We start from the raw sequence: 25,225 nt of genomic DNA, 5'->3' as shown, positions 1-25,225 counted from the left end.
AAGGTCGAATTGTCTTAAAATCTGAGATAAAACAAAGCAAATTAGGAGATAACATAGATGGGAAAATTATTTGGAACAGATGGGGTTCGTGGCGTTTTTGAAAAGGAACTGACTTTGGATTTAGCGTATCAATTGGGGCAGGCTGGCGCCGCTGTTTTAGGAGCCGGGAGGCATCAGGCAAAGATTGTGATCGGTATGGATACTCGTATTTCTGGGGGTGCTTTAGAGAAATCTTTAGCAGATGGCATTATGTCTGTCGGGGGAGAAGCCATTCTCGTTGGCGTATTGCCAACACCAGCAATAGCGGTGATTACCAGAGAAGTAAAAGCAGATGCTGGAATTGTTATTTCGGCTTCCCACAATCCTTTTGAATTCAATGGAATTAAATTCTTCAATAACCAGGGTTTTAAATTACCAGATGCGATAGAAAATGAAATTGAAAATATTATTTTGGAAAACAAAGAGGTTATCCTCAAAAAGGGAGGCATCAGCAGGCGGCTGGAAAGACCTGAGATTTATTATACAAATCATATTAAAAAGGCAATGAGTGGCAATTTAACAGGATTGAGGGTAGTTCTGGATTGTGCCAATGGGGCGTCTTACATCATTGCACCAGAATTCTTTCAAAGCTTAGGCGCAGAAGTGATTGTCATGGGAAATAAACCTAATGGCAAAAACATTAACGATTGCTGCGGCTCGACCCATTTGGGACCATTGCAAAACCGAGTGATTCAAGAAAAAGCGGATATTGGAATTGCTTTTGATGGCGATGCTGATCGCTGTCTGGCTGTCGATAATTTCGGAAATGTGATTGATGGCGATAAAATCATGAACTTGATTTGCCGTAAAATGAAAATAAAAAATGTCTTAAAAAGAGATACTGTGGTTGTGACAGTGATGAGCAATATTGGACTGGATATGGCGTTGAATGAAGTGGGTTGTAAAAGTATAAAAACAGACGTTGGTGATCGTTACGTTCTAGAAGCGATGGTTGAAGGTGATTATAACCTTGGCGGCGAACAATCCGGGCATTTAATCCTTTTGGATCATAACACAACCGGTGATGGTATGCTGACAGCGCTGATGCTTTTAGAATTATTGCGGGATGAATCCCGGGATGCCAAAACGTTGGCGGATTTAATGACGGTATATCCCCAAATATTGGTGAATGCCAAGGTTGAAAATAGAAGAAAACAGGATTATATAAATGACGATCTCATTCAAAAACGAATTCATGAAGTTGAGACACATTTTCAAGGGCGGGGCAGGGTATTAATCCGGCCATCCGGTACTGAACCGTTGGTTCGGGTGATGATTGAAGGAAAAAATCAGGAAGAATTGACCGTTATCGCCAATGACCTGGCATCATTGATTGAACAGCGTTTAGGCGTGTAATAACTTTATAACAGTTTAAATCTTTTAAGAAGTGGGGGCTTTGGCGCTCATTTCTTTGTATTGGGAAAGTTTTTATGTTAAAATCATAACGTATGTTTTTCATGGTTTATAATTTTAATTGGACCGCTGATCATGAAGCATTCAAAAAGCGCCAGAACTCAAGTGAAGGTCCACACATGATTTGAGTTGACGAGGACAGGGAGTATCGAAAATTCGGCGGATGCCCTGAAAGATAGCTGTACAAATCCGAAAAGTGATTTTCAAAACAAAAACAGCTTCAATTAAAGATAGAATAGGTGAAAAAAATGTGTGGAATTGTAGGTTATATTGGTGACAAGCAGGCACAGGAAGTTTTATTAGAAGGACTTTCACGATTGGAATACCGCGGGTATGATTCAGCCGGGATTGCGACCATTGAAAATGGCGTGATTCGGGTAGAAAAGAAAAAAGGGCGGCTAAAAAATCTAGAAGATTTTTTAGCAAAAGAACCACTTGCGGGAAACGTTGGAATTGGTCACACTCGCTGGGCAACGCATGGCGTGCCTTCTGATGTGAATGCTCATCCTCATTGTAGTTTGAATAATGAGATTGCGGTGGTCCATAATGGGATTATTGAAAACTACATGGCGCTTAAAGAAGAATTGATCGGTTTGGGTCATCAGTTTATTTCAGATACGGACACTGAAGTCATCGCGCATCTACTCAATGAGCTTTACACCGGGGATATTGTCGAAACAATTCAAATGGCTCTGAAACGATTAAGAGGTTCTTATGCATTGGGAGTTCTTTGTGCAAATGAACCGGATAAAATTATCGCGGTAAGAAAAGATAGTCCATTGATTGTTGGATTGGGACAAGGGGAAAACTTCATTGCCTCAGATATACCAGCCATCCTGAAATATACAAAAAATGTTTATCTGCTAGACAACGGCGAGATGGCAATTCTGACCAAAAATGACATTAAAATTCTAAATGCTAAAGGTGAAACCGTCAATAAGGAAGTCTTTGTAGTTGATTGGGATCCGGGAGATGCTGAAAAAGGCGGTTACGATCATTTTATGATGAAAGAAATGATGGAACAGCCCAAAGCGATGAATGATGCCATAACAGGGCGTTGCAGCGGAAACAGCGTTTCATTCAGCGGACTTCACTTGGATTCTGAAATGATGAAACACATCAATCGAATTCAAATTGTGGCTTGCGGAACAGCTTACCACGCCGGGATGGTCGGTAAATACTACTTTGAAAAATTTGCAAGAGTCAGTGTGGAAATTGAAGCGGCCTCGGAATATCGCTATAAAAATCCCATTGTGGATAAAAATACCCTGTTGATTGTTATCAGTCAATCTGGGGAAACAGCGGATACGCTTGCCGCCATTCGTTTAGCAAAAGACAAGGGAGCCTGGGTTTTAGCCGTTACAAATGTTGTGGGGAGTTCTATTGCCAGAGAAGCCCAGGATGTCATTTATACTAATGCCGGTCCAGAGATTGCTGTTGCTTCCACTAAAGCTTATGTCACACAGGTGGGGTGTATGCTTTTACTGGCTTCCTATCTGGGACAGCTAAATGGAAAATTGGGAAAAAATGATGCTGCTCGTTTATGTCATGGTTTATCCATCACTTCAGGACTAATTGAAACGGTATTAGACAACCAGGATAAAATAAAAAAATTCGCAGACGCAAACCATGAAATTTACGATTTGTTTTATCTGGGTCGTGGCCTTGATTATTGTACCTGCCTTGAAGGATCATTAAAACTTAAAGAAATTTCCTATATTCATTCTGAAGCTTATGCAGCCGGAGAACTCAAACATGGTCCCATTGCGCTCATCGATGAGGGAACCATTGTGGTGGCAGTCTGTACTCAGGAACATGTTTTTGAGAAAATGCTCAGCAATATAAAAGAAGTCAAGGCCAGAGGTGCTTATGTTTTAGCGATTGTTCAGCAAGCTCACGAAGAAATAGCATCTGAGGTTGATGAAGTCTGGACTATTCCTAATATGGATGATGATATCACACCGATTCCGACCGTTGTTTACCTTCAACTGTTGGCTTATTATTTGGCAGTTGCCAGAGATTGCGATGTCGATAAACCAAAAAATTTAGCAAAAAGCGTGACGGTTGAATAGTTTAAAAAGACAAGCTGCAAATGGGGTTTTGTAAGAGCTTGGTTAGCTGGAATAAATTTACAGGTTATCAAAACAAAGCGGATGATCCCGATATTATCAGGATCATCCGCTTTGTTTAATTTATTTTAGCAATTGAGAAATTTTAACAATTTTGGTATGTTCAATCGGTTCCCAGTTTTCAATCGGTTTTAAGAAACAGACAACATTAATGGGGATCCATGAGACAAGGTAAAGCCAAAAGGAAAACATCGAGATATTATTTAGTTGGCGAATCTTCTTACCCTCTAACCAAAGTACCATAATCGTAAAAGCCACACTGAAAATTACCCCAACTACAGAAAAAAGAATGGCAAAAGTCATGGCACTCGACCAAACACTGGTGGTAATGAAGAGCATACCTAAAATGATAAAGGAGCATACGGTATAAATAAAGGTAAGAACCTGGATATAAGGTGCAAGTAAAAATATCAGCATGTCAATGGCAGAACGGTTTTTATCTTTGATAAAACAATCGAGTAACTGCCCTGAATACCGATCATAACATTGAACAATGCCGGTTGACCAGCGCTTGCGTTGTGACCAGGATTGTTCAAAGGTAAGCGGATGCTCATCAAAGGTAATAGCCTCTGGCGCCCAGGCTACCCGGTAGCCATTAATCACACATTGGGTCGTAAATTCAATATCCTCAGTGAGGCTATAAGTTTTAAAGCCATCTTTTCTAATAATATCAGCAGACAACATGAAGCCAGTACCGTTTAAAGCCGCTGACAAACCCAGTTTATGACGGGCCAGATTTAAAAAACGATTCAGAGTCCAATAAAAAATCGATTGACAACCAGAAATCCAGGAGTCGCTGGGATTTTTACTATCGCGATAACCCTGGGCAATTTTTTCACCGGAGGCGAGGGCATTATTCATTGCAGAGAAAAAATGCTTATCAACAACATTATCGGCATCAAAGATACAGAAAGCGTCATAAATGTCATTTTCGCTGAAAGTATAATCAAAAAATTGGGAAAGGGCATCGCCTTTGCATTTTACTTCTTGTAAACACCGGTAAGTTTTTGCGCCGTGGGCCTGGGCTACGCCTTCGGTGTTATCGGTACAATTATTGGGGATAACAAACACATCCATCAGTTCTTGGGGATAATCCTGCTGGTGTAAACTATCAATAAGATTACCGATAACAAATTCCTCATTTCGGGCAGCTATGATGGCAGCCATGCGGTGCTTTGGTTGTGATGGCGGATAGTTATTATAATGAGTATAACCAAACAATCCAATAACCAAATTGTAGATTCCATAAATAAAAAAAGGTATTCCTAAAACAAATAATAGGGTAAAGATTTGTGAAACCATTAATATCCTCTCCATTCTTATTATTCTTAAATAATCAATTAGAAATAGTTGGTCCATGACGAATCTGAAGGTGCCAAGTGGTTGACTTTAAATATGTTACTTAGCATTTGCGTCTGAAACCTGATTTATTGTATCACGAAAAAGGAAATAGATCAAAAATGAAAGAGCTTCTGGAATCGTTGTCACTTATAATTTAAGTTACATCAAAGAATAATATCGGGTAAACACCTTCTAAAGGTATTAAAAGTATGATTAAAATGCTAACAAGTCATTAAAAATGTTTTTTGTTCATTTTAAAAATTATTCGAAGGAATCTAATTGCTACAGATTTCATCAGAAATGGTGCATATTATTGACAAATACATCATTTAAGGTTATTCTATGCTATATGTTATAAAATATAACTAGTATGACACGATAAATGAGTTGCTTCATGCAGATAGAGAAAAAATGGTGACGCATTTTAAAATTACAAAAATCAGTTTATAGAACACGATGTATTGTTAGCTGTATCTTCTGAGTTTTTCCAGTGGATACAGCTTTTTAAGTAGTAAAAAATGAGAACAGGAAAGAATGAGAATAAAGAATGACAACAAACAATTTTAATGATTACCCAATTAGTGACGAGATTTTAAAAGCAATTGAAAAATTAAATTTCAAAAATCCGACAAAAGTTCAAAAAGCAGTAATCCCTCTGGCCCTGGAAAAAAAGGATCTTTTGTGCAAGGCGCAAACTGGAAGTGGAAAAACGGCGGCTTATGGGATTCCTATTTGCGAGCTATTGGATTGGGATGAAAACAAACCCCAGGTGCTTGTCCTTACGCCAACTCGTGAGTTGGCAATACAGGTGCGAGAAGATATTTTTAACATTGGCCGATTTAAGCGGGTGAAGGTGTCGGCTCTTTATGGAAAATCACCGATCAGACGTCAGGAAAAAGAACTGAAGCAGAAAACCCATGTGGTGGTAGGAACTCCCGGCCGGGTGATGGATCATATTGTCAGAGGAACATTTATCACCGATGAAATTAAATATTTGGTGATTGATGAAGCTGATGAAATGCTAAATATGGGCTTTATTGATCAGGTTGAAGAAATAATCAATGAAATGCCAGAAAATCGTGTCACCATGTTGTTTTCGGCAACTCTGGATTCAGAAATACAGCGTCTTTCGAAAAAATACATGAATGATCCTCAAGTCATTGAAATTGAAGCGGAAGCTGCAAGAACTGATGCGATTGAACAATTTGTCTACAAGATTGGCAATGAAGACAAACTGGATATGCTGATGGACGTATTAGTGGTTGAAAACCCCGACAGCTGCATTATATTTTGCAATACGCAAGAGCGGGTGAATGCCATTTATAATATTTTTGAAAAAAACAGCAAAGCCTGTGAGAAAATACATGGTGGCATGGAGCAGGATGAACGGACGCAGGTAATGTACCGCTTTAAAAAAGGTGCGTTTCGATACCTGATTGCCACAGATGTTGCAGCTCGTGGGATTGATGTCCATGATATCTCTCTGGTTATCAATTTTGATGTGCCTTGGGAAAAAGAAACCTATGTCCATCGGATTGGACGAACCGGACGTCAGGGAATGACCGGAAAAGCTATTACGCTTGTTTCCTATAAAGAAGGACGTTATTTTTCTGAGATCGAAAAATACAGCGAAAAAGAAATCATTGAAAAGGAATGTCCGACAAGCAGTACAATTGAGTCATTAAAGCCTGCTTTCCTTGAAAAACTTCACGAAAAACCAGAAGAGAAAGTGGATAAAGCGAATGATTTAACGAAAGAAATTATGAAGCTTCATATCAATGCCGGTAAAAAAACGAAGATGCGCCCCGTCGATATCGTCGGAACTTTATGTAATATAGAAGGAATGACGGCAGCGGATATTGGGGTCATTACGATTTTGGATGTTTCGACTTTTGTGGAAATATTAAACAATAAAGGCAGCCATGTTTTAAAAGAACTGCAAATAAAAAATATCAAGGGACGACCTCGAAAGGTTACTATCGCTGAAGATAAACCGGTAACGGTGCAACGAAAAAGACCAATTCGGCGTTTCTATTAATTCGCGAAAAAAACATGATTTAAAAGAGGTCCAGGATGCATTATCAAACAGCCATTTCAAATTTTAAAACCAGTTCCGCTCAGGAAGAAGCTGATAAAAAAACAATTTTGATGTATATTGAAAAAAACGATCAGGATGTGTTATTGCGTGAAAATAAAATTGCTCATCTCACCAGCTCAGCCATGATTTTCAACGAAGCAATGGATAAAGTCCTGATGGTCTATCATAATATTTACCGGTCCTGGTCCTGGACCGGAGGACATGCTGACGGCGATGAAGATTTGCTTGATGTAGCGGTAAAGGAAGCGAAAGAAGAGACCGGATTAACGCAAATTAAAGTTTGTTCCGATAAAATAGTTTCATTGGATATATTGCCGGTTTTCGGTCACATCAAAAAAAACAAACCGGTTTCCGCCCATTTGCATTTATCGGTTGCCTATGTCTTGCAGGCTCAAGAAGATGAACCAGTGAAATCGAAACCTGATGAAAATAGCGGCGTTTTGTGGATTCCGATTAAAAAGCTGACCGAATACGTAAGCGAACCCCATGTCCAGGTTGTTTATGATAAAATATTCGATAAGGTCTTTAATCAATTATTTTTAGAGGAAGAAGGAGATTGCCATGTCAGTATTAAAAGCCATTGAATTTTCAGCGAATGCTCATTTGGGATATTTTAGAAAAGGGTCTAGAGTTCCTTATATTACCCACCCGTTTGAGGTGGCAAAAATATTAGCAGCGGCTGTTGATTCTGAAACCAACGAAGCTTTAATCTGCGCCGGTTTGCTCCATGACACGGTGGAAGACACGGAAACAACCATGGAAATCATCCAGCAAGAATTTGGCACGGAAGTGGCTGCTTTGGTGGCCTCAGATTCTGAAGACAAAACTCTTTCATGGGAAAAACGCAAAAAAAATACCATTGACTTTCTTGAAAACGAAGCCACCCGTGACATGCAGTTGCTTGCCTGTGCAGATAAATTAGCAAATCTGAGAAGCATCAAGAAGGACTATGCAATTATGGGAGATGAGGTTTGGAATATTTTTGTTCGCGGCAAAGAAAAACAAGCCTGGTATTATAAAGGCGTTCTTAATTCTCTAAAGTCATTGGATACGTTTTCAATGTATCGGGAATTCAATCAACTGGTTCAAGAGCTTTTTGATTAACAAAATAAATATCGGGTAAATAAAAAGCAGAGAGATTGTTATATTTAAGTCGGCTCTGCTTTTTATTTAACCTGTTCTTAACATTCTCTTTACTTCCTCAAAACATATTGTTGATCAGTTTTTGATAAAATATACTTTCAAGGGAAAAAATAAGGGCTTTTAAAGGCGAAAGAATGTTGAAAAGTTTAAAAAATTTTTAGTGTCACTCCTGATTGGAGCAACGGTATTGATTTTTGCAGGATGCAGTTGAACGTCGGTACAAAGTGAATGTTGACGGCGTAAAAGCATCAGTTGACAATGTTCTTAATAAAACTTATACTTTATCCTGACCATACTTAATATTCTATGACGAAAAGAAAACGGATCCGGCAACACTTGCTTTCATTGATTTCCTTATGAGTGCCGATGGACAGAAGCTTGTGACAGAAAAAGGCGGAATAATATCAAAATAGAATTTTATGAAATCATTCTCAGGCTCATCTCAGGAGCCTGCGTTTTGGAAATTTACCCGATGGTAATAATAAACCTGAGGGTATGAAAAGGAGCGTTTTTTTGGAAGCGATCAAACGTAAAAAATTAAAAGAAAAAATAGTTGAGAACATTTTCCTCATTTGTGCGTGTGTAGCTGTTATCAGCCTTTTGGCGATAACATTTTTTGTGTTTTACAATGGATTAAAACCATTCGTTTCCAATAGCTATTCACTGTGGAGCTTTTTAACCGGGGTAGAATGGCGGCCCGGATCAAACTTGTATGGAATTTTATACATGTTTGTGGGGTCGATTTTTGCAACCTTAGGGGCCATTTTAATCGGCGTGCCGGTTGCCATTCTGACGGCCGTTTTTATTGCCGAGTTGGCGGGATCAAAGGTTGGGAAACTGATTCGTTTTGCCGTCGAACTACTGGCTGGAATTCCTTCTGTTTTATATGGCGTTTTCGGATTGGGAATTATCGTTCCATATGTTTTAAAAATTTCGCCGATGGCTCAAGGGGAATCATTGTTGGCAACTATTTTAGTGTTGGCCATTATGATCTTGCCGACAGTGATCAGCATTTCGGAAACGTCATTAAGTACAGTACCGATGGAATATCGAGAAGGTTCCTATGCTTTAGGCGCATCCAAAATTCAGACAATCTTCAGAGTCGTTATACCAGCGGCACGATCCGGAATTATGACCGGAGTTATTCTGGGGATTGGACGTGCCATTGGAGAAACTATGGCGGTTATGCTGGTTTGTGGAAATCCGATTGCCGGGATTCCGACCAGTATCTTTAGTCAGATACGGCCTTTGACAACCAACATCGCTCTAGAAATGGGATATGCAGCCGGAGTTCATCAAGAACTGTTGTATTCCACCGGAGTGGTTTTGTTTATCTTTATTATGATTATTAATTTTACAGTTAATAAATTGGTAAAAGCAAAGGTGGGTAGTTAGTATGGGTCGAAAAATGAAAGATGTTCTGGCCAAAAGTATTATCTATCTGGCGACGGGCATCACACTATGTGTTCTGCTTTTTATCGTTGGTTTTATTTTTGTTAAAGGGATCAGTTTAGTGAATTGGGACTTCTTGACACGTGATTACAATGAAAAAGTATTTTATGCTTTTGTTCAGGAAGAAGTGGTGCCAATGACCATCGACGCAGCGTCGTTGAGTCAAAAAGATCCATATGATAAACGCTATGAGTCTTCTTTAGAAGGACCGATCTATATCGAAAATATTGGGGCTGCTATTGCTAAAGTGGCTTATAAAAACAATGCCACGGAGAAAGAGCAGTTTGTCTTTTCCTATATTGAAAAAGATTCACCGCTTCTAAGTGCAATAGATTCAACCGGTAAAAAACTGAGTATCGGAACGGACTACATATTGGAAAGTATCAATGGAACAGATTTTGAAGGTCTCTCTTTAGAAGATGTTGCCGCCCAGATTAATCATGAAACAGGTGAGCTGAAGATCAAAGTGGTTCAGCCAGGCGGAGGAGTAAGATCTAATATTATTACAACCTTATATATGGTTTTAGTATCGCTACTGATTGCATTGCCGTTAGGTATTTTTGGTGCCATTTATTTAACTGAATATGCAAAACCGGGGAGACTTGTGAATATCATCCGTTTTGCGGCTGAATGCCTGGCGGGAATTCCTTCCATCATATTTGGACTATTTGGAATGGCGTTTTTTGTTGTTGCTTTAAAGTTCCAAATATCTTTATTATCGGGGAGTCTGACGGTGGCAATTATCTTGTTGCCCGTTATTATTCGAAGTACCGAGGAAGCTTTGAAAACAGTGCCGACAGCTTTTAGAGAAGGGTCCTTAGCTCTCGGGGCCACAAAACTTCAAACTATTTTCAAAGTGGTTCTTCCCTGTGCGGTACCCGGTATTGCTACTGCGGTGCTCCTTAGTATTGGTCGGGTAGTTGGCGAATCAGCAGCCCTGTTATTGACGGCCGGAACGGTTGCCCAAATACCGGGAACACTTTTTTCTCCGGGCAGTACCTTAACGGTTCAAGCCTATTATGTGGCGAAAGAGGAAGGGAATATTGAATTGGCCTGTGCGATAGGGATCGTTATTATTGTGATTGTTATAGTACTGAATATCTTGTCGCGGATCACTTCCGACAAATTGAATGTCTTTAATAAAAAATGAGGAGTAAGATGAACAAAAAAATAAAGTTTAACGCTAAGAATCTTGATTTGTATTATGGGGATTTTCAAGCCCTTAAGTCAATCAATCTGGAAATATGTGAAAAGGAAGTTACCGCGTTTATCGGACCATCCGGCTGCGGGAAGTCGACTTTTTTACGTTGCCTGAATCGGATGAATGATCTGATCGATTCGGTAAAAATAGAAGGTGAGATTATCTTTGAAGGACAGGATATTAATGGCGATATCGATGTCATCAATCTTCGAACCCGGGTGGGAATGGTTTTTCAAAAACCAAATCCTTTTCCGATGAGCATTTATGAAAACATCGCCTATGGTCCAAAATGCCAGGGTGTAAAAGACAAAACGCAATTGGATACCCTGGTAAAAGAAAGTCTTGTCAAAGCGGCACTGTGGGAAGAAGTGAAGGATCGACTGAACAAGTCCGCGCTGGGCCTTTCAGGCGGACAGCAACAGCGTCTTTGCATCGCGCGAGCCATTGCCATGCAACCAGAGGTTATCTTAATGGATGAACCGACATCCGCCCTGGATCCTATTGCCACTGCAAAAATTGAAGATCTGATGTCGAAATTAAAGAAAGACTATACGATTATTATTGTGACTCATTCGATGCAACAGGCTGGTCGAATTTCTGATAAAACTGCTTTCTTTCTAATGGGAGAAGTGGTAGAATTTAACGAAACACCGGTGATTTTCACAAATCCTGCTGATAAACGAACAGAGGACTATATTACAGGACGTTTTGGATGATAAAGGAGGCATATAATGCGAACAGAATACAATAAAGAATTGCAAATGATTAAAGATGAAATTTTGTTAATGTCCACGATGACAGAAAAAATGTTGTCAGATTCAGTATTTGCCCTTAATTCAAAAGATATTGAATTGGCTAAAACTGTGATTGACCGAGATGATTTGGTAGACGCAAAGGAAATTGAACTGCAGTTAGTGGTCAGTAAGATTATCGCGACACAAAGCCCGGTAGCGACTGACCTCAGACGATTGGCTTCAACCTATAAAATCATTACCAATCTGGAACGAATTGCAGATTTAGCGGTAAACATATCTAAACGTGTGATCGAGCTCTCAAACGAAGTTTATATGAAGTCTTTGATTGATATTCCCTTGGAATGTGAATTAGCGGAGAAATTGCTGAAGCTTTCAATTCAGGCATTTATTCATGAAGATATCAGCCGATTAAGAGAGGTTGTTGATTTAGAAAATGAAATAGATGACACAAATGAAGCAATTAATAGTGAATGCATGGCCTATATGATGAAAGATGCGAAAAATATTCATCAGGGAACAGTATTTTGTCTCATTGGAAGTTACCTCGAACGAATCGGGGATCATGCCACTAATATTTTTGAAACTGTCTTTTATATTGTAACGGGCAACTACATTGATTTTAACGATCTTGATGATCAGACCATTAATGAAACGTTAGGGTTGGAACAAACGTAAAAATGAGCATAAAAAGCTGAAATATCTAAAAGCTGATTTCTGTAATATACAGGAGTCAGCTTTTTTTTAGGTGTGCCCATTATTAATAAATCCAATTTAACAAACGCTTTACATAAAGTTTACAGAGTAATGCTATTTACTGGAACGAAAAAAATATATATTTAGTCATGAAGTTAAGAAAAAAAGAAAAAAAGGAGAAACTAAAAAATGAAAAAGATTTTCGCACTTTTTATGGCAGTAGTACTTGTTGGTATTACTATGACTGCATGTTCCACAAATACCAAAAGCAGTACCAGTTCAACAACATCAGAGGTTACAGGTAGCTTAACGGCTGCTGGTTCTTCAGCCCTTGCGCCCCTTGTTCAGGTTGCCGCAGATAATTTTCAACAGCTTAATCCTAAAGCTTCAGTCAATGTTAGTGCTGGGGGATCAGGCACAGGCCTTACCCAGGTTGCTAACAAGTCCATTGATATCGGAAATTCTGATGTAACAGCCGAGTCAAAACTTACCGCAGATCAGGCCGCAACGCTTAAAGATCATCAGATTTGTGCGATCGGTGTTGCTGCAGTTGTTAATTCTGATGTAACAGTCACTAACCTTTCGAAACAACAACTAAGCGATATTTTTACCGGAAAAATCACTAACTGGAACCAGGTTGGGGGAGCGGATGAAGCGATTACGCTTATCAGCAGGCCGGAGTCTTCTGGTACACGGGCCCTCTTTAAACAATATGCGTTGGATAATGCTATTGAATCAAGCAACACCGCTTTGAGCAGTGATGATTCCGGTACGCTTGAAACGAATATCGCCAGCACCAAGGGATCTATCGGTTATCTTGCCTTCTCATACCTTGTCGGCAAATACGATGTCAAAAAAATGAGTATCGATGGCGTAGCCCCGACGTTGGAAAATGTTTATAATGGCTCATATCCAGTGTGGGGTACTGAACATATGTACACTAATGGAGAAGCGACGGGCGTAACTAAAGCATTCCTGGATTATATGGGAACCGACACTTTCCAGACCCAGATGGAAAATCTTGGATACAATGTCATCAGTAAAATGACGACCGCAGCAGGAAAGCATTAATTAACTGCAAAATTTGCTTTTTAAATTCAAATGAAGATTGTATTGTAAAACCAAAGGTCAGCGGTTAAATTACCGCCGACCTTTAGTTTTGAAAGAAAGTTGGTGATTTATTTGATAGAAAAATTTAAAAAAGAGTACCTTGGTCGTTCGATCGTGACAGTGTTAGGTATTGTTATTATATTAGTGACGCTTTCGATCACAGGATTTTTGTTTTATAAGGGACTTGGCACTTTTGTTACTTATAATCATAGTGTCTGGGAATTTCTTTTTTCATCAGAGTGGAAACCGGCCGATAACTTTGATGGTGGTGGTAAAGTGGGGGCTGCTATTTTTATTGTTGGCTCATTACTGATAAGTTTCCTGGCTTTGCTGATTGCAACGCCATTTAGTATTGCATCAGCAGTTTTCATGACTGAGATTTCACCGAAACTTGGAAAGAAATTATTGCAGCCGGCAATCGGAATATTTGTCGGGATTCCATCAGTAGTTTATGGTTGGGTTGGCTTGACAGTTCTGGTACCGGCGATTGCCCACGTTTTTAATCTGCCTTACGGTTTTAGCGTGCTGGCAGGTGGAATTGTCCTGGCACTGATGATCTTTCCGACAATTACAAGTGTTTCGGTTGATGCGATTGAAAATGTTGATAATGGGTATAAAGAAGCCTCTTATGCATTGGGAACGACAAGGTGGCAATACATTTATAAGGTCATGCTGCCAAGCGCGACGTCCGGTATTCTCACCGGTGTTATCCTCGGGCTGGCAAGGGCTTTTGGCGAAGCACTTGCGGTAGCGATGGTTATCGGGAAAATGCTGACATTTCCAGACAATATCCTTTCGGCAACAAACAATATGACAGCTGAGATTGCGTCTGACATGGGTAACTCGGCACAGGGAGGAGAGTTCAATGATGCCCTGTGGTCCATGGCACTCTTGCTTCTGATCATCTCATTCATATTCATATTGATTATGCGGATAATCGCCAAAAAGGGGGAAGAAGTTAAATGAAGAGTGAACATAAAAATGCTATTGTAGCAGATAAAATTGCTACGGTCATCCTTTATTGTATTGCCGGATTCTTTCTCCTATTACTAGCAGGATTTACAGCCTATATTATTGTGAAGGGGATAATGGCTTATCAGCCGGGGATTTTTAGTTTTGAACGGACTGGTATCGGTGTCGAGCTTTTTAATACCGTTTATCTGGTACTGATTTCGCTTATTATAAGTGTACCGATTGGCGTGGGAGCGGGGATTTACATGGCTGAATACGCAAAAGCCGGCAAAGTGACGAATTATTTACGTATTTGTATTGAAACACTCTCATCGTTGCCGTCGATTGTTATTGGTTTATTTGGATATCTTGTTTTTATCTATATGACAGGGTCAAAATATAATCTCTTTGCTGGGGCGCTGGCGGTGTCGATCCTCAGTCTTCCGTTGCTCACAACCGTTACTGAGGATGCGATTAGAGCAGTACCAAGTATTTACAAAGAAGGTAGTTTAGCTGTTGGAGCCACACATTGGCAAACCATCGTACAAATTTGCTTGCCGGTTGCCATGCCTCGAATAATCACCGGCATTATCCTGGCTGCCGGCAGAGGCTTTGGTGAAGCGGCTGCACTGCTTTATACGGCAGGCATGAGTTCCAATGTGAACCCGAATATCTGGAATCCCTTTGACCCAATGTCGCTTCTCTGTCCTTTCAGGCCAGGGGATACTCTGGCGCTGCACATATGGGCTCTAAAAACGGAATCGATGACGCCGAACGCTGATCAAATTGCCGATTTCTCAGCAGCTGTATTGCTGGTTTTGATATTTGCATTCAGTTTGGGATCTCGTATCCTTGGGGCCAGATTAGATCGGAAAATGTCAGGGAAGTAGTCGGATCGTTGCAGATAAGTTAGATTTTTTAATTAGTATTAAAGATAAGGAGTAATATGGACAAAATAAAGTTTGATACAAAAAGCTTAGATTTGTTTTATGGCGATTTTCAAGCTCTCAAATCGATCAATATAAAAATATGCGAAAATGAAGTCACCGCTTTTATTGGGCCTTCAGGATGTGGCAAGTCAACCTTTTTACGTTGTTTGAACCGGATGAATGATCTCATCGATTCGGTTAAAATGAAAGGCGAGATTATTTTTGATGATAAGGATATTAATGGCGATATTGATGTGATCAATCTTCGAACCCGGGTTGGAATGGTTTTTCAAAAACCAAATCCTTTTCCCATGAGTATTTACGATAACATTGCCTATGGTCCAAAATGTCAGGGATTGAAAGATAAAAGAAAATTAGACACACTGGTAAAAGAAAGTCTGACAAAGGCAGCTTTATGGGAAGAAGTGAAGGATCGACTCAACAAATCCGCCCTGGGACTTTCAGGCGGGCAACAGCAGCGACTTTGTATTGCGAGAACAATTGCCATGAATCCCGAAGTTATTTTAATGGATGAGCCAACATCCGCCCTGGACCCCATCGCCACAGCAAAAATTGAAGATTTGATGTCAAGTCTAAAAAAAGATTATACCATTATTATTGTCACCCACTCGATGCAGCAAGCGGGACGGATATCCGATAAAACGGCATTCTTCCTGATGGGAGAAATCGTTGAGTTTGATGAGACACCAAAAATTTTCACAAATCCAAACGATAAACGAACTGAAGACTATATTACGGGCCGTTTCGGTTGATAAAGGAGATATAAAAATGCGATCAGAATATAATGAAGAATTACTGAAGATAAAAGAAGAAATATTGTTGATGTCAACTATTACAGAAAAAATGTTGTCAGATTCAGTATTTGCCCTTAATTCAAAAGATGTTGAATTGGCAAAAACGGTGATTGACCGGGATGATTTGGTCGATGCAAAGGAAATAGAACTGCAGTTAGTGGTCAGTAAGATTATTGCGACACAAGGCCCGGTAGCGACTGACCTCAGACGATTGGCTTCAACCTATAAAATCATTACCAATCTGGAACGAATTGCGGATTTAGCGGTTAACATTTCTAAACGGGTGATCGAGCTTGCAGAAGAAGTTTATATGAAACCTTTGATTGATATTCCGTTGGAATGTGAATTAGCTGAGAAATTGCTGAAACTTTCAATTCAGGCATTTATTAGTGAAGATATCAGCCGATTAAGAGAAGTTGTTGATTTGGAAAATGAAATAGATGACACAAATGAAGCAATTAATAGTGAATGTATGGCCTATATGATGAAAGATACGAAAAATATTCATCAGGGAACAGTATTTTGTCTTATTGGCGGTTATCTGGAACGAATTGGGGATCATGCCACTAATATTTTTGAAACAGTCTTTTATATTGTAACTGGTGACTACATTGATTTTAACGATCTTGATGAGCAGACGATTAGTGAAATATTAGGGTTGGAACAAACCCAAAAATAAATATAAAAAAAGCCAGGATTAATAAATTCCTGGCTTTTTTTGTTGAATTATTTTAAAGATCAAATGCTTTGGCTGTCTCCGTGACTGCGAGTTCTCGATCTTTTGATTTGATGATACAGCTAATGCGGATTTCCGAAGTTGTAATCATCAGCATCTGGATATCATTGTCGGAAAGAAGCTGAAAAAATTTAGCCGCAACTCCGGATTGACTCCGCATGCCAACGCCAACAACGGATAGTTTGGAGACATTTTCATTTATCAAAATACGGATACCGGGATGCTTTTCTTCAAAGGCCGACAGAATAATTTTCGCATCCTCTAAATCTGAAGTCGGAGCGGTAAATGAAATATTGATGAAACCGTCAATCGGAGCACTTTGACTAATCATATCAATATTAATGCTTTTATTAGCCAGTTGGCTAAAGAAATGAGAGGTAATATTCAGATCAAAAGGAATATTACGGATGGTAATCATCGTTTCATCATTATCGATTGCCAGCCCAGTTATGGATTGTCCTTCCATGTTATGTTCTCCTTTTTTGATGATTGTTCCAGGTAAGTCAAGCATGCTGGAAGCAACCAAAATTTTAGTATTGTATTTACTGCCGAGTTCAATGGCCCGAGGGTGCATGACTCCGGCACCCAGGCTTGCCATTTCCAGCATTTCTTCATAATTGACGGTATCGAGCTTCTTAGCCTGGGGGTATAGTCGGGGATCGACCCCATAGATTCCCTCAACGTCAGTATATATTTCACAAGGCGCATCCAAAACACAAGCAAGCGCTACGGCACTGGTATCCGACCCGCCACGTCCAAGTGTCGTCACATCATCATTTTCGTTGACACCTTGAAAACCCGCAACAATCACTATTTTATCTTCATTCAAAGCATCAAGGATTTTGGTGGTGTCAATCCCTTCGATTCTCGATTTGGTGTGTCGGCCACTGGTTCGAATTCCGACCTGTGGGCCGGTAAAGGAAATGGCATCGTGACCCATTGCCTGTAAGGCCATGGATAATAAGGAAATGGAGATTTGCTCACCGGTAGACAAGAGCCGATCCAGCTCGCGTTTAGGCGGGGCTTTGCTGATGTCATAGGCGAGCTTTACCAGATCATCGGTTGTTTTTCCCATGGCGGAGACCACGACCACAATTTGATGGCCGCTTTTTTTCTTTTCAATAATTCGCTTTGCAACGTTCTTAATACGTTCAACGGAACCGACAGATGTTCCGCCGTATTTTTGAACAACAATATTCATTGGAGATCCTTTCTTAAATCAAAATGATGTGTCTAGTCGCTTACCACCATGGACATATCGTATAGTCCGGGTTTCTTGTTAATAAGGTATCGAGCTGCCTTGACAGCCCCTTCAGCAAAGACTTTTTTTGAAAGTGCCGTATGTTTGATTTCAATGAGTTCATCATTCCCGGCAAAAATAACGGTGTGTTCACCGGGAATGGTACCGCCGCGAATGGCATGAATACCGATCTCATTTTCGGTGCGTCGGCAGTCTCGGCCATGTCGGCCGAATGTATAGTCTTTTTTCTGAGCCAGTCCGTCATTGACAGCATCGGCAAGAAGCAATGCGGTACCACTGGGAGCATCGATTTTTTTATTATGGTGCTTTTCGATAATTTCGATATCAAATCCATCTTCCAGTTTCCCGGCGATATCTTCAAGTGCCTTAGCCAGAAGGTTGATACCAATGGACATGTTTGCGGTTTTAAATATCGGAAATTCTTTGGCGCCCTGGTCAATGGCCTGTAAATCTTCGTCAGATAAGCCGGTTGTAGCAACAACGATGGGAATTTTATGGGCTTTGGCATAAGCGAATATATTTGGAAAAGCTTTGAAATGGGAAAAATCAATAATGACATCAACCTTTTCTTGACAGTTTTCTAAATTGGTATAAACGGGAAAGGGCAGGGATGTGTTTTCGAGATGATCGAACCCGGCGACAACTTCACAATCGGTTGTGGCAGCAATAATCTGTTGAAGCATGCTGCCCATAGCACCGGAAACTCCGGTGAGTAGAATATTTATCATATCAGTTGCCTCCTACAGCAGTCCGTAAGTTTTTAGATCAGCAATCAGTTTGTCTTTGTTGGCTTCTTCCATCTCGACGAGTGGCAGGCGCATTTCCCCGGTATCCAGTCCCATCAGACCCATAGCGGTTTTAATCGGGATCGGGTTTGTTTCATAAAACATGGCGAGATTGACCAGATTTGTCTTAAATTGAAGTTCCCGGGACTTTTCTAGATCGCCGGCCATAAAGCTGGCCACTAAATCGTGCATATCTCGGGGGATAATATTGGCAGAAACGGAAATAATACCTTTGCCGCCGATAGCCAAGATTGGCAGTGTCTGATCGTCATTGCCACTGTAAATGTCAAGATCCTTGCCACAAACACGGGCAATTTCGGTAATCTGACTGATATCGCCGCTGGCTTCTTTAACCGCTGCGACATTTTTGATTTTGCTGAGTTCTTTCATGGTATTGACGGTGATGTTCATCCCGGTACGGCTGGGGACATTGTAGATGATTACCGGAATGGTAATCGCCTTGGCAATCGCTGAAATATGAGCGATGATGCCACGCTGAGTCGATTTATTGTAGTAGGGATTAATAATCAGAGCCGCATCAGCGCCGGCCTTTTCGGCTTCGATTGAAAGCCAGATCGAATAGGCCGTATCGTTACTTCCGGTACCGGCAATAAAGGGAACCCGCCCATTGATGTATTTTCCTGCATCCTGAAGCAAATTCAGATGTTCATCATCAGTGAGGGTTGAGGTTTCACCGGTGGTTCCGGCAATGAGAAGGGCATCGGTCTTGTTTTCAATTTGCCAATCAATCAGTTGGTGAAATTTTTCAAAATCAATTTTGTTATTCTTAAATGGTGTTACCAGGGCAACACAACTTCCTGTAAAAATACTCATTTGGTTCTCCTTTTTTGTTTAAGATAGAATGGGGCTAAAAACAACTAGATTAATTCACGTTTAACAAGTTCAAAGGCAATTTGAACGGCATTGGTAGCGGCGCCTTTACGAATGTTATCGGCAACAACCCAAAGATTTAAGCCGTTGTCAACACTAAAATCACGGCGAATACGTCCGACAAATACTTCATTTCGGTTTTCGGCAATTCTTGCCAGAGGGTAAATATTATTTTCCGGGTCATCCATCAGAACAATCCCCGGGGCATGGGCATATAAGGCTCTCACTTTATCCAACTGATAGGGCTTTTTGAGTTCCACATTAACGCTTTCGCTATGGCTGTAAAAAACGGGAACACGAACGGTGGTGGCCGTGATGCGGATATGATCATCATGAAGAATTTTACGCGTTTCATTAACCATTTTCATCTCTTCTTTGGTATACCCATTTTCCAAAAATGAATCGATATGAGGTAAACAGTTGCCGGCAATTTGGTGCGGATAAAATTTATTTTTTTCACCTTTAAGACCATTTTCAAGATCGGCATAGCCTTTAACACCGGATCCGGAAACAGCCTGATAGGTTGAATAGACGATGCGTTCGATTCCGAAAGCATCCTGCAGCGGCTTCAGGGCCACCATTGCCTGAATGGTCGAACAATTTGGGTTAGCAATGATGTTTTTATGCCAGTCCAAATCTTCCGGATTAACCTCAGGGACCACCAAGGGGACCGTGGGATCCATTCGGAAAGCACTGCTATTATCAATGACAATTACACCTTTTGATGCGGCTATCGGTGAAAAACGGGCGCTGGTATCTCCGCCGGCAGAGAAAAGGGCAATATCAATATCCTGGTCAAAGGATTCGTCACAAAGTTCCTGAACCACGTATGGTTTTCCATTAAAGTTGATTTCTTTGCCAGCAGAACGGATTGATGCCATCGGAAAAAGATTTTTAACCGGAAATTTTAATTCCTCTAAAACTTCAAGCATTTTTTGACCAACCATTCCGGTGGCACCAACAACAGCAACATTATAAGATTTCATAATTCCTCCATAGTTTCGAAAATTAAAAAAAAGCCAGTATTTTTATACTAGCTAAAATTCAAAGAAAGACTCTCTAACGAGATTCAATTGTTTTTTAGATAGCACTCCATCAGTTGAATGATGACAGTCTTACTGCTTTTAACAGTAAGCCCAGGAATTTGACGGCTATTCAAAATCCTTCGGCGAGCTTTCCTTTCATTACGCTTCATCCCATTTGCCATGGTTGACGTAATTAGTCATAAAGACCGCACCTCTATCAGTTTTATATTAAGTTCTGACCATTGTAACAATTATCAGTAATGATTTCAAGTATTACTTTTATTTTAAATAAATAAAAGACAGAATTAAATTTAAGGATAGCATTTATCTGGTTTCAACCTACCTGATAATGTTATCCTTAAAATTTTTTTAGGTATTGGTTATTGTTCTTTAGTCAGATCAATCGCTTCAATTGCATCATTAATTGATTTAATTAATGCATCAGGATCAATACCGTGTGCAATGGCGCCAGCTTCAATGTTTTCAAACCGAGCAGCCATACAGCCAAAACAATGCATTCCATAAGCCTGAAATACGTTAACTGAATCCGGATATGCATTAACAGCATCTAATATGCCCATATCTTTTGTTACTTTCATTTTTTCCACCTCCGCAAAGTGTCTGATTTCTACATACTTATTGTACATTATAAAACTTAAAAAAATATTTTTCAACAAAAAAGAAATAAAAGTCAGTATACTTGCTAAATTTGTTTAGTCGCGCTATAATGTTATCATAGGGGAATTTTATAGTAAAGGGGTGGATTATTGTGATAGTTGATAAAGTAATTGTTACGAATAAGGCGGGACTTCATGCAAAACCGGCCTCTCTATTTGTTCAAAGAGCCAATGATTTTAAAAGTGAAATCTATATCAAAAAAGAAGCAACACGTGTTAATGCAAAAAGCATTATGGGCGTTATGATTCTGGCGGTACAAAAAGGCGACGAGATACAAATTGAGGCAACTGGTGACGATGAGAAAAAAGCTGTTGAACAATTAAGATTATTAATTGAAAACAAATTTGATTTTGTTGATGAAGTATAATAAATAAAGAATCAAAAATGAGAATAGTTTCGGAAATAAAGTATGGATGCAAATTCATGCTTTTATTTGCGGTCGGCAGTGGTCAAATGTGTGCTAGCACTCACTAAGCGACTGCCCGTAAACCATAGAGAAACGCGCTCGGCGCGTTTCTTGTGGTTTTTATGATAAAAATTAATTGAACATTGTTGATATCTTACAAACTGGAGACTAGAATGCGAAAAATTTTAATAGCAATTTCATTTTTTACCCGAATTCCAATTAAATTAAAAAATGTAACCGATGATGAGTTCTACGACAGTATGATTTTAATCCCTTTTGTCGGCGTATTTATTGGTTTAGTATTATATGGCGTTTCACTGTTGTTTTCGCTGATTCATTTTGTGAATCTTCAGGCACTGCTAATGGTAATTACCTATATCTGGTTAACTGGCGGGCTTCACCTTGATGGGTTTGCCGATACGACGGATGCATTATTTAGTGCCAGAGATCGAGAGAAGATGATGGTAATTATGAAAGATAGTCGTTTAGGCGCTTTCGGAGCCATTGGTTTAATTTTACTGCTCTTAACAAACTGGATGTGTTATACCATCATTCTGCCGGAGTATAGTGCGGCACTATTGATCATACCGGTATTTGGCCGGGTCGCTTCCGTTATGTCAAACTGCTTTTCAAATTACGCTCAAGGGGGCGGTGGATTGGGAAGACGGGTTGTTGAGATGACCGAGCCGCATCATTTTCTAGCATATCTGGCGGGTTTATTGATTCTGGCAACGTTTATATTAGGGATCCCGGGCTTAGTGGCATCAGTCATTAGCTTTATTCCGGCTTATGTGCTGATGAAAAACCTCCAATTTCGAATAGGCGGAATGACTGGAGATACAATCGGAATGACGATCGAAATGAATCAGACGTTTTTTATGGTTATCTATAGTATTATGATTATAAATTTTCCACTGTATTTTTCTCTTTTCAAAGGCCTAGTTTAAATAAAGGCAAAAAAGATTGTTGGATATTTTTTTAGAAAGGAATTGAATGAAGAACACAATCGCTCCATTTTCAAAACAAGATCATTACACCAGTAAAGATTTTCTCCCGATGTCAAAAAGTGAAATGAAAAAATTAGGCATCAAACAATGTGATTTTATTCTCGTAAGCGGTGATGCTTATGTCGATCATCCTTCTTTTGGGACGGCCATTATTGGAAGAGTCCTTCAATCGAAGGGCTATCAGGTGGGAATCATTGCCCAACCAAATTGGCGCGCAGATGAGGATTTTAAAAAATTGGGAGAGCCCCGGCTGGGCTTTTTAGTCACTGCCGGAAACCTTGATTCCATGGTCAGTCATTTTACTGTGAACAATAAACGGCGGCATGAAGATGTCTATTCACCAGGAGGCGAGGCCGGTCTGAGACCGGATCGGGCAACCATCGTCTATTGTGGTAAAATCAGAGAACTTTTTGGTGACGTTCCTATAATTATCGGCGGAATAGAAGCCAGTCTGCGGCGATTTGCGCATTATGATTATTGGCAGGACAAGGTAAGACGGCCCATCTTATTTGATTCCAGAGCCGATCTTTTGGTATATGGCATGGGGGAAAGGGCAATGATTGAGATTGCTGAGGGTTTGGATGCGGGTATTCCCGTGGCGGCACTCACCTATATAAAAGGAACGGCATTGATCGTTAAAGAACCAACCTTTGAAGAGACGGTGGAGTTGCCATCAGTGGAAGAAGTGATCACCGATAAGGCCCTATATGCAAAAACGGCGCGGCTCATTTATAATTGTAATAATGCCTATGATGATCACAGTTATCTGCAAAAAAGCGGAAATCGGTACTTATGTCAGAACCCGCCACAAATGCCATTAAGCCAAAGCGAATTCGACTCGCTATATGATCTTCCATTTACGTATACCTGGCATCCTTCCTATACTGAAAAAGGCGGGATACCCGGATTAGCAGAGGTGAAATTCAGTATTACGGCGAATCGCGGTTGTTACGGCAATTGCAGCTTTTGTGCGTTAGCCATTCATCAGGGAAAATATGTGCAAATGCGAAGCAAAGACTCCATTGTCAGAGAAGCTAAACGGATGATTAAGGATCCTGATTTCAAAGGATATATTCATGATATTGGCGGACCGACTGCCAATTTCAGCCATAAAGCCTGTAAAAAACAGGAGACCCATGGGTATTGTACCAATCGGGAATGCTTATTTCCGGAACCCTGTAAAAAGATTGACAGCAGCCATCAACCTTATCTGGAGACCTTGCGAGCAGTTCGCAAATTGCCGGGAGTTAAAAAGGTGTTCATCCGTTCCGGAATACGCTACGACTATTTAGCTTTGGAAAAAGACAAAGCCTTTTTCCAGGAATTGGTCGAACATCATGTCAGCGGACAATTGCGGGTAGCCCCGGAACATGTATCAGAAAAAGTGCTGCGTTACATGGGAAAACCCTCTTTTAAAACTTATGAAGCTTTTGTGAAGAATTTCAAAAAATATAACGAACGCACCGGGAAAAAGCAGTATGTTTTGCCTTATTTCATTACCGGACATCCCGGATGTACCTTGGATGATGCGATTGAGTTGGCAGAGTACATCAGAGAGATGGAATTTGTTCCGGAGCAGGTCCAGGATTTTTATCCAACTCCCGGCAGCATCGCAACCACGATGTATTATACCGGGTTGAATCCATTGACGATGGAAGCGGTTTATGTGCCGAAGGGGCGAGAGAAACACATGCAAAGAGCGCTGGTGCAATACAATAAGCGTGAAAATTACCTGCTTGTTTATGAAGCACTGACAAAGGCTCAGCGGGAAGATTTAATTGGACCGGGGAAAATGACTTTGATACCCGAAAAGACAGTCAGTCAGACACCAAAAAAGACGAAAACGGGTGCTAAAATAAAAGAAAAAAATACGAAAAGCCAGAATAATGGTGAAAAAACTAGAGGTAAATATGGAAAAAAAACTAACAGAATCCATTGAGGATTATATTGAAACCATCTACCTGGAAGATAAAAAAAATGGCAAAGGTGTGCGGATTACCGATGTTGCATCGAAATTAAATGTCAGCAAGGCCAGTGCGAACGATGCTGTTCGGAAACTTAAAACGTTGGGACATGTTGAACAGGAACGCTATGGGCAAATATTTCTGACCGAATCAGGTGAAAAATTAGCGATTAAGGTTTATGAAAAACATCGTTTTATTGCCGAGTTTCTGGTTAAAGCGCTTGATGTATCGATAGAAAATGCTCAAAAAGATGCCTGCGGTATTGAGCATATTATCAGCGATGAAACCTTTCAAAAAATAAAACTATTTTTAAAAAACACAAAAAACAATGAAGACTGAAAAAGACGTAAAGAGGTTGTTGCAAAACTCTGATTTAATTTCATTTTTTTGCCATAGCCCCTTT

At 40.1% G+C, this 25,225-nt stretch carries 24 protein-coding genes and 1 riboswitch; of the genes, 18 read left to right on the top strand and 6 right to left on the bottom strand.

The features are described 5' to 3' along the window. Nucleotides 1-57: 57 nt before the first annotated feature. Together glmM and glmS are read left to right on the top strand one after the other, a co-directional pair. Entirely contained in the window at nucleotides 58-1,395 is a 1,338-nt protein-coding gene (gene glmM / locus FZC41_RS10020; RefSeq protein ID WP_148567273.1) for a phosphoglucosamine mutase, read from the top strand. 305 nt (nucleotides 1,396-1,700) lie between these two features. Beyond that, a complete protein-coding gene (gene glmS, locus FZC41_RS10015; protein ID WP_148567272.1) occupies nucleotides 1,701-3,524 on the top strand; it encodes a glutamine--fructose-6-phosphate transaminase (isomerizing) in 1,824 nt (607 codons plus the stop codon). Between the two features lie 120 nt (nucleotides 3,525-3,644). On the opposite strand, the gene FZC41_RS10010 is transcribed toward glmS, so the two are convergent. Continuing rightward, entirely contained in the window at nucleotides 3,645-4,883 is a 1,239-nt protein-coding gene (locus FZC41_RS10010) for a glycosyltransferase family 2 protein (RefSeq protein WP_148567271.1), read from the bottom strand. Nucleotides 4,884-5,469: 586 nt separating this feature from the next. Here FZC41_RS10010 and FZC41_RS10005 point away from each other — a divergent pair. The 12 genes from FZC41_RS10005 to phoU (FZC41_RS09950) all read left to right on the top strand — a co-directional run bounded on the left by FZC41_RS10005 (nucleotide 5,470) and on the right by phoU (FZC41_RS09950) (nucleotide 16,748). Beyond that, nucleotides 5,470-6,960: a DEAD/DEAH box helicase gene (locus FZC41_RS10005; protein WP_148567270.1), complete on the top strand. Its 1,491-nt coding sequence runs from the start codon at nucleotides 5,470-5,472 to the stop codon at nucleotides 6,958-6,960. A gap of 35 nt (nucleotides 6,961-6,995) precedes the next feature. After that, on the top strand, nucleotides 6,996-7,604 hold the full coding sequence (locus FZC41_RS10000; RefSeq protein WP_148567269.1) for an NUDIX hydrolase: 609 nt from the start codon (nucleotides 6,996-6,998) through the stop codon (nucleotides 7,602-7,604). Continuing rightward, nucleotides 7,582-8,124 (top strand): HD domain-containing protein, encoded by a 543-nt coding sequence (locus FZC41_RS09995; RefSeq protein ID WP_148567268.1) that lies wholly within the window; start codon nucleotides 7,582-7,584, stop codon nucleotides 8,122-8,124. Before FZC41_RS10000 ends, FZC41_RS09995 begins: the two co-directional genes overlap by 23 nt. Nucleotides 8,125-8,658: 534 nt before the next feature. Beyond that, nucleotides 8,659-9,558: a phosphate ABC transporter permease subunit PstC gene (gene pstC / locus FZC41_RS09990; protein ID WP_170253941.1), complete on the top strand. Its 900-nt coding sequence runs from the start codon at nucleotides 8,659-8,661 to the stop codon at nucleotides 9,556-9,558. 1 nt (nucleotide 9,559) lies between these two features. Beyond that, nucleotides 9,560-10,765: a phosphate ABC transporter permease PstA gene (gene pstA / locus FZC41_RS17800; protein WP_148567266.1), complete on the top strand. Its 1,206-nt coding sequence runs from the start codon at nucleotides 9,560-9,562 to the stop codon at nucleotides 10,763-10,765. Between the two features lie 8 nt (nucleotides 10,766-10,773). Next, nucleotides 10,774-11,532 carry a phosphate ABC transporter ATP-binding protein PstB gene (gene pstB, locus FZC41_RS09980; protein WP_148567265.1) on the top strand — a complete coding sequence of 253 codons (759 nt, stop codon included), beginning with the start codon at nucleotides 10,774-10,776 and terminating at the stop codon, nucleotides 11,530-11,532. Nucleotides 11,533-11,547: 15 nt separating this feature from the next. Next, on the top strand, nucleotides 11,548-12,246 hold the full coding sequence (gene phoU / locus FZC41_RS09975; protein ID WP_148567264.1) for a phosphate signaling complex protein PhoU: 699 nt from the start codon (nucleotides 11,548-11,550) through the stop codon (nucleotides 12,244-12,246). 207 nt (nucleotides 12,247-12,453) lie between these two features. Next, nucleotides 12,454-13,335 carry a phosphate ABC transporter substrate-binding protein gene (locus FZC41_RS09970; protein ID WP_148567263.1) on the top strand — a complete coding sequence of 294 codons (882 nt, stop codon included), beginning with the start codon at nucleotides 12,454-12,456 and terminating at the stop codon, nucleotides 13,333-13,335. A gap of 102 nt (nucleotides 13,336-13,437) precedes the next feature. Beyond that, nucleotides 13,438-14,340 carry a phosphate ABC transporter permease subunit PstC gene (gene pstC / locus FZC41_RS09965; protein ID WP_186855172.1) on the top strand — a complete coding sequence of 301 codons (903 nt, stop codon included), beginning with the start codon at nucleotides 13,438-13,440 and terminating at the stop codon, nucleotides 14,338-14,340. Then, nucleotides 14,337-15,215, top strand: coding sequence for a phosphate ABC transporter permease PstA (gene pstA, locus FZC41_RS09960; RefSeq protein WP_148567261.1), 879 nt, complete (start codon nucleotides 14,337-14,339; stop codon nucleotides 15,213-15,215). Before pstC (FZC41_RS09965) ends, pstA (FZC41_RS09960) begins: the two co-directional genes overlap by 4 nt. A gap of 56 nt (nucleotides 15,216-15,271) precedes the next feature. After that, a complete protein-coding gene (pstB, locus tag FZC41_RS09955) occupies nucleotides 15,272-16,027 on the top strand; it encodes a phosphate ABC transporter ATP-binding protein PstB (RefSeq protein WP_148567260.1) in 756 nt (251 codons plus the stop codon). 16 nt (nucleotides 16,028-16,043) lie between these two features. After that, on the top strand, nucleotides 16,044-16,748 hold the full coding sequence (phoU, locus tag FZC41_RS09950; protein WP_148567259.1) for a phosphate signaling complex protein PhoU: 705 nt from the start codon (nucleotides 16,044-16,046) through the stop codon (nucleotides 16,746-16,748). Nucleotides 16,749-16,800: 52 nt separating this feature from the next. Here the strand turns inward: phoU (FZC41_RS09950) and FZC41_RS09945 are convergent, their stop codons facing one another. From FZC41_RS09945 to FZC41_RS09925, 5 genes are all read right to left on the bottom strand, one after another. After that, nucleotides 16,801-18,006 carry an aspartate kinase gene (locus tag FZC41_RS09945; protein WP_148567258.1) on the bottom strand — a complete coding sequence of 402 codons (1,206 nt, stop codon included), beginning with the start codon at nucleotides 18,004-18,006 and terminating at the stop codon, nucleotides 16,801-16,803. A 32-nt stretch (nucleotides 18,007-18,038) separates the two neighbouring features. Continuing rightward, nucleotides 18,039-18,794, bottom strand: a complete 756-nt coding sequence (gene dapB / locus FZC41_RS09940) for a 4-hydroxy-tetrahydrodipicolinate reductase (RefSeq protein ID WP_148567257.1) — start codon at nucleotides 18,792-18,794, stop codon at nucleotides 18,039-18,041. A gap of 12 nt (nucleotides 18,795-18,806) precedes the next feature. Further along, nucleotides 18,807-19,685, bottom strand: coding sequence for a 4-hydroxy-tetrahydrodipicolinate synthase (dapA, locus tag FZC41_RS09935; RefSeq protein ID WP_148567256.1), 879 nt, complete (start codon nucleotides 19,683-19,685; stop codon nucleotides 18,807-18,809). Nucleotides 19,686-19,729: 44 nt separating this feature from the next. Continuing rightward, nucleotides 19,730-20,728, bottom strand: coding sequence for an aspartate-semialdehyde dehydrogenase (locus tag FZC41_RS09930; protein WP_148567255.1), 999 nt, complete (start codon nucleotides 20,726-20,728; stop codon nucleotides 19,730-19,732). Between the two features lie 91 nt (nucleotides 20,729-20,819). Next, nucleotides 20,820-20,992: riboswitch (Lysine riboswitch) on the bottom strand. 155 nt (nucleotides 20,993-21,147) lie between these two features. Further along, a complete protein-coding gene (locus FZC41_RS09925) occupies nucleotides 21,148-21,366 on the bottom strand; it encodes a DUF1858 domain-containing protein (RefSeq protein WP_186843850.1) in 219 nt (72 codons plus the stop codon). 170 nt (nucleotides 21,367-21,536) lie between these two features. On the opposite strand from FZC41_RS09925, the gene FZC41_RS09920 reads away from it, so the two are divergent. The 4 genes from FZC41_RS09920 (at nucleotide 21,537) to FZC41_RS09905 (ending at nucleotide 25,161) form a co-directional block, all read left to right on the top strand. After that, complete coding sequence (locus FZC41_RS09920) at nucleotides 21,537-21,812, top strand: HPr family phosphocarrier protein (RefSeq protein ID WP_148567254.1); 276 nt, start codon at nucleotides 21,537-21,539, stop codon at nucleotides 21,810-21,812. Nucleotides 21,813-22,024: 212 nt separating this feature from the next. After that, on the top strand, nucleotides 22,025-22,798 hold the full coding sequence (cobS, locus tag FZC41_RS09915; RefSeq protein WP_148567253.1) for an adenosylcobinamide-GDP ribazoletransferase: 774 nt from the start codon (nucleotides 22,025-22,027) through the stop codon (nucleotides 22,796-22,798). Nucleotides 22,799-22,844: 46 nt separating this feature from the next. Continuing rightward, on the top strand, nucleotides 22,845-24,797 hold the full coding sequence (locus tag FZC41_RS09910; protein ID WP_148567252.1) for a YgiQ family radical SAM protein: 1,953 nt from the start codon (nucleotides 22,845-22,847) through the stop codon (nucleotides 24,795-24,797). Further along, nucleotides 24,769-25,161, top strand: coding sequence for a metal-dependent transcriptional regulator (locus tag FZC41_RS09905; protein WP_148567251.1), 393 nt, complete (start codon nucleotides 24,769-24,771; stop codon nucleotides 25,159-25,161). Before FZC41_RS09910 ends, FZC41_RS09905 begins: the two co-directional genes overlap by 29 nt. Nucleotides 25,162-25,225 lie beyond the last annotated feature (64 nt).

It is taken from the genome of Acetobacterium paludosum, from assembly GCF_008086595.1.
GTDB lineage: Bacteria > Bacillota > Clostridia > Eubacteriales > Eubacteriaceae > Acetobacterium > Acetobacterium paludosum.
Note: the sequence above shows the minus strand (reverse complement) of the source record. Positions and strands in the feature narration are given on the sequence as shown.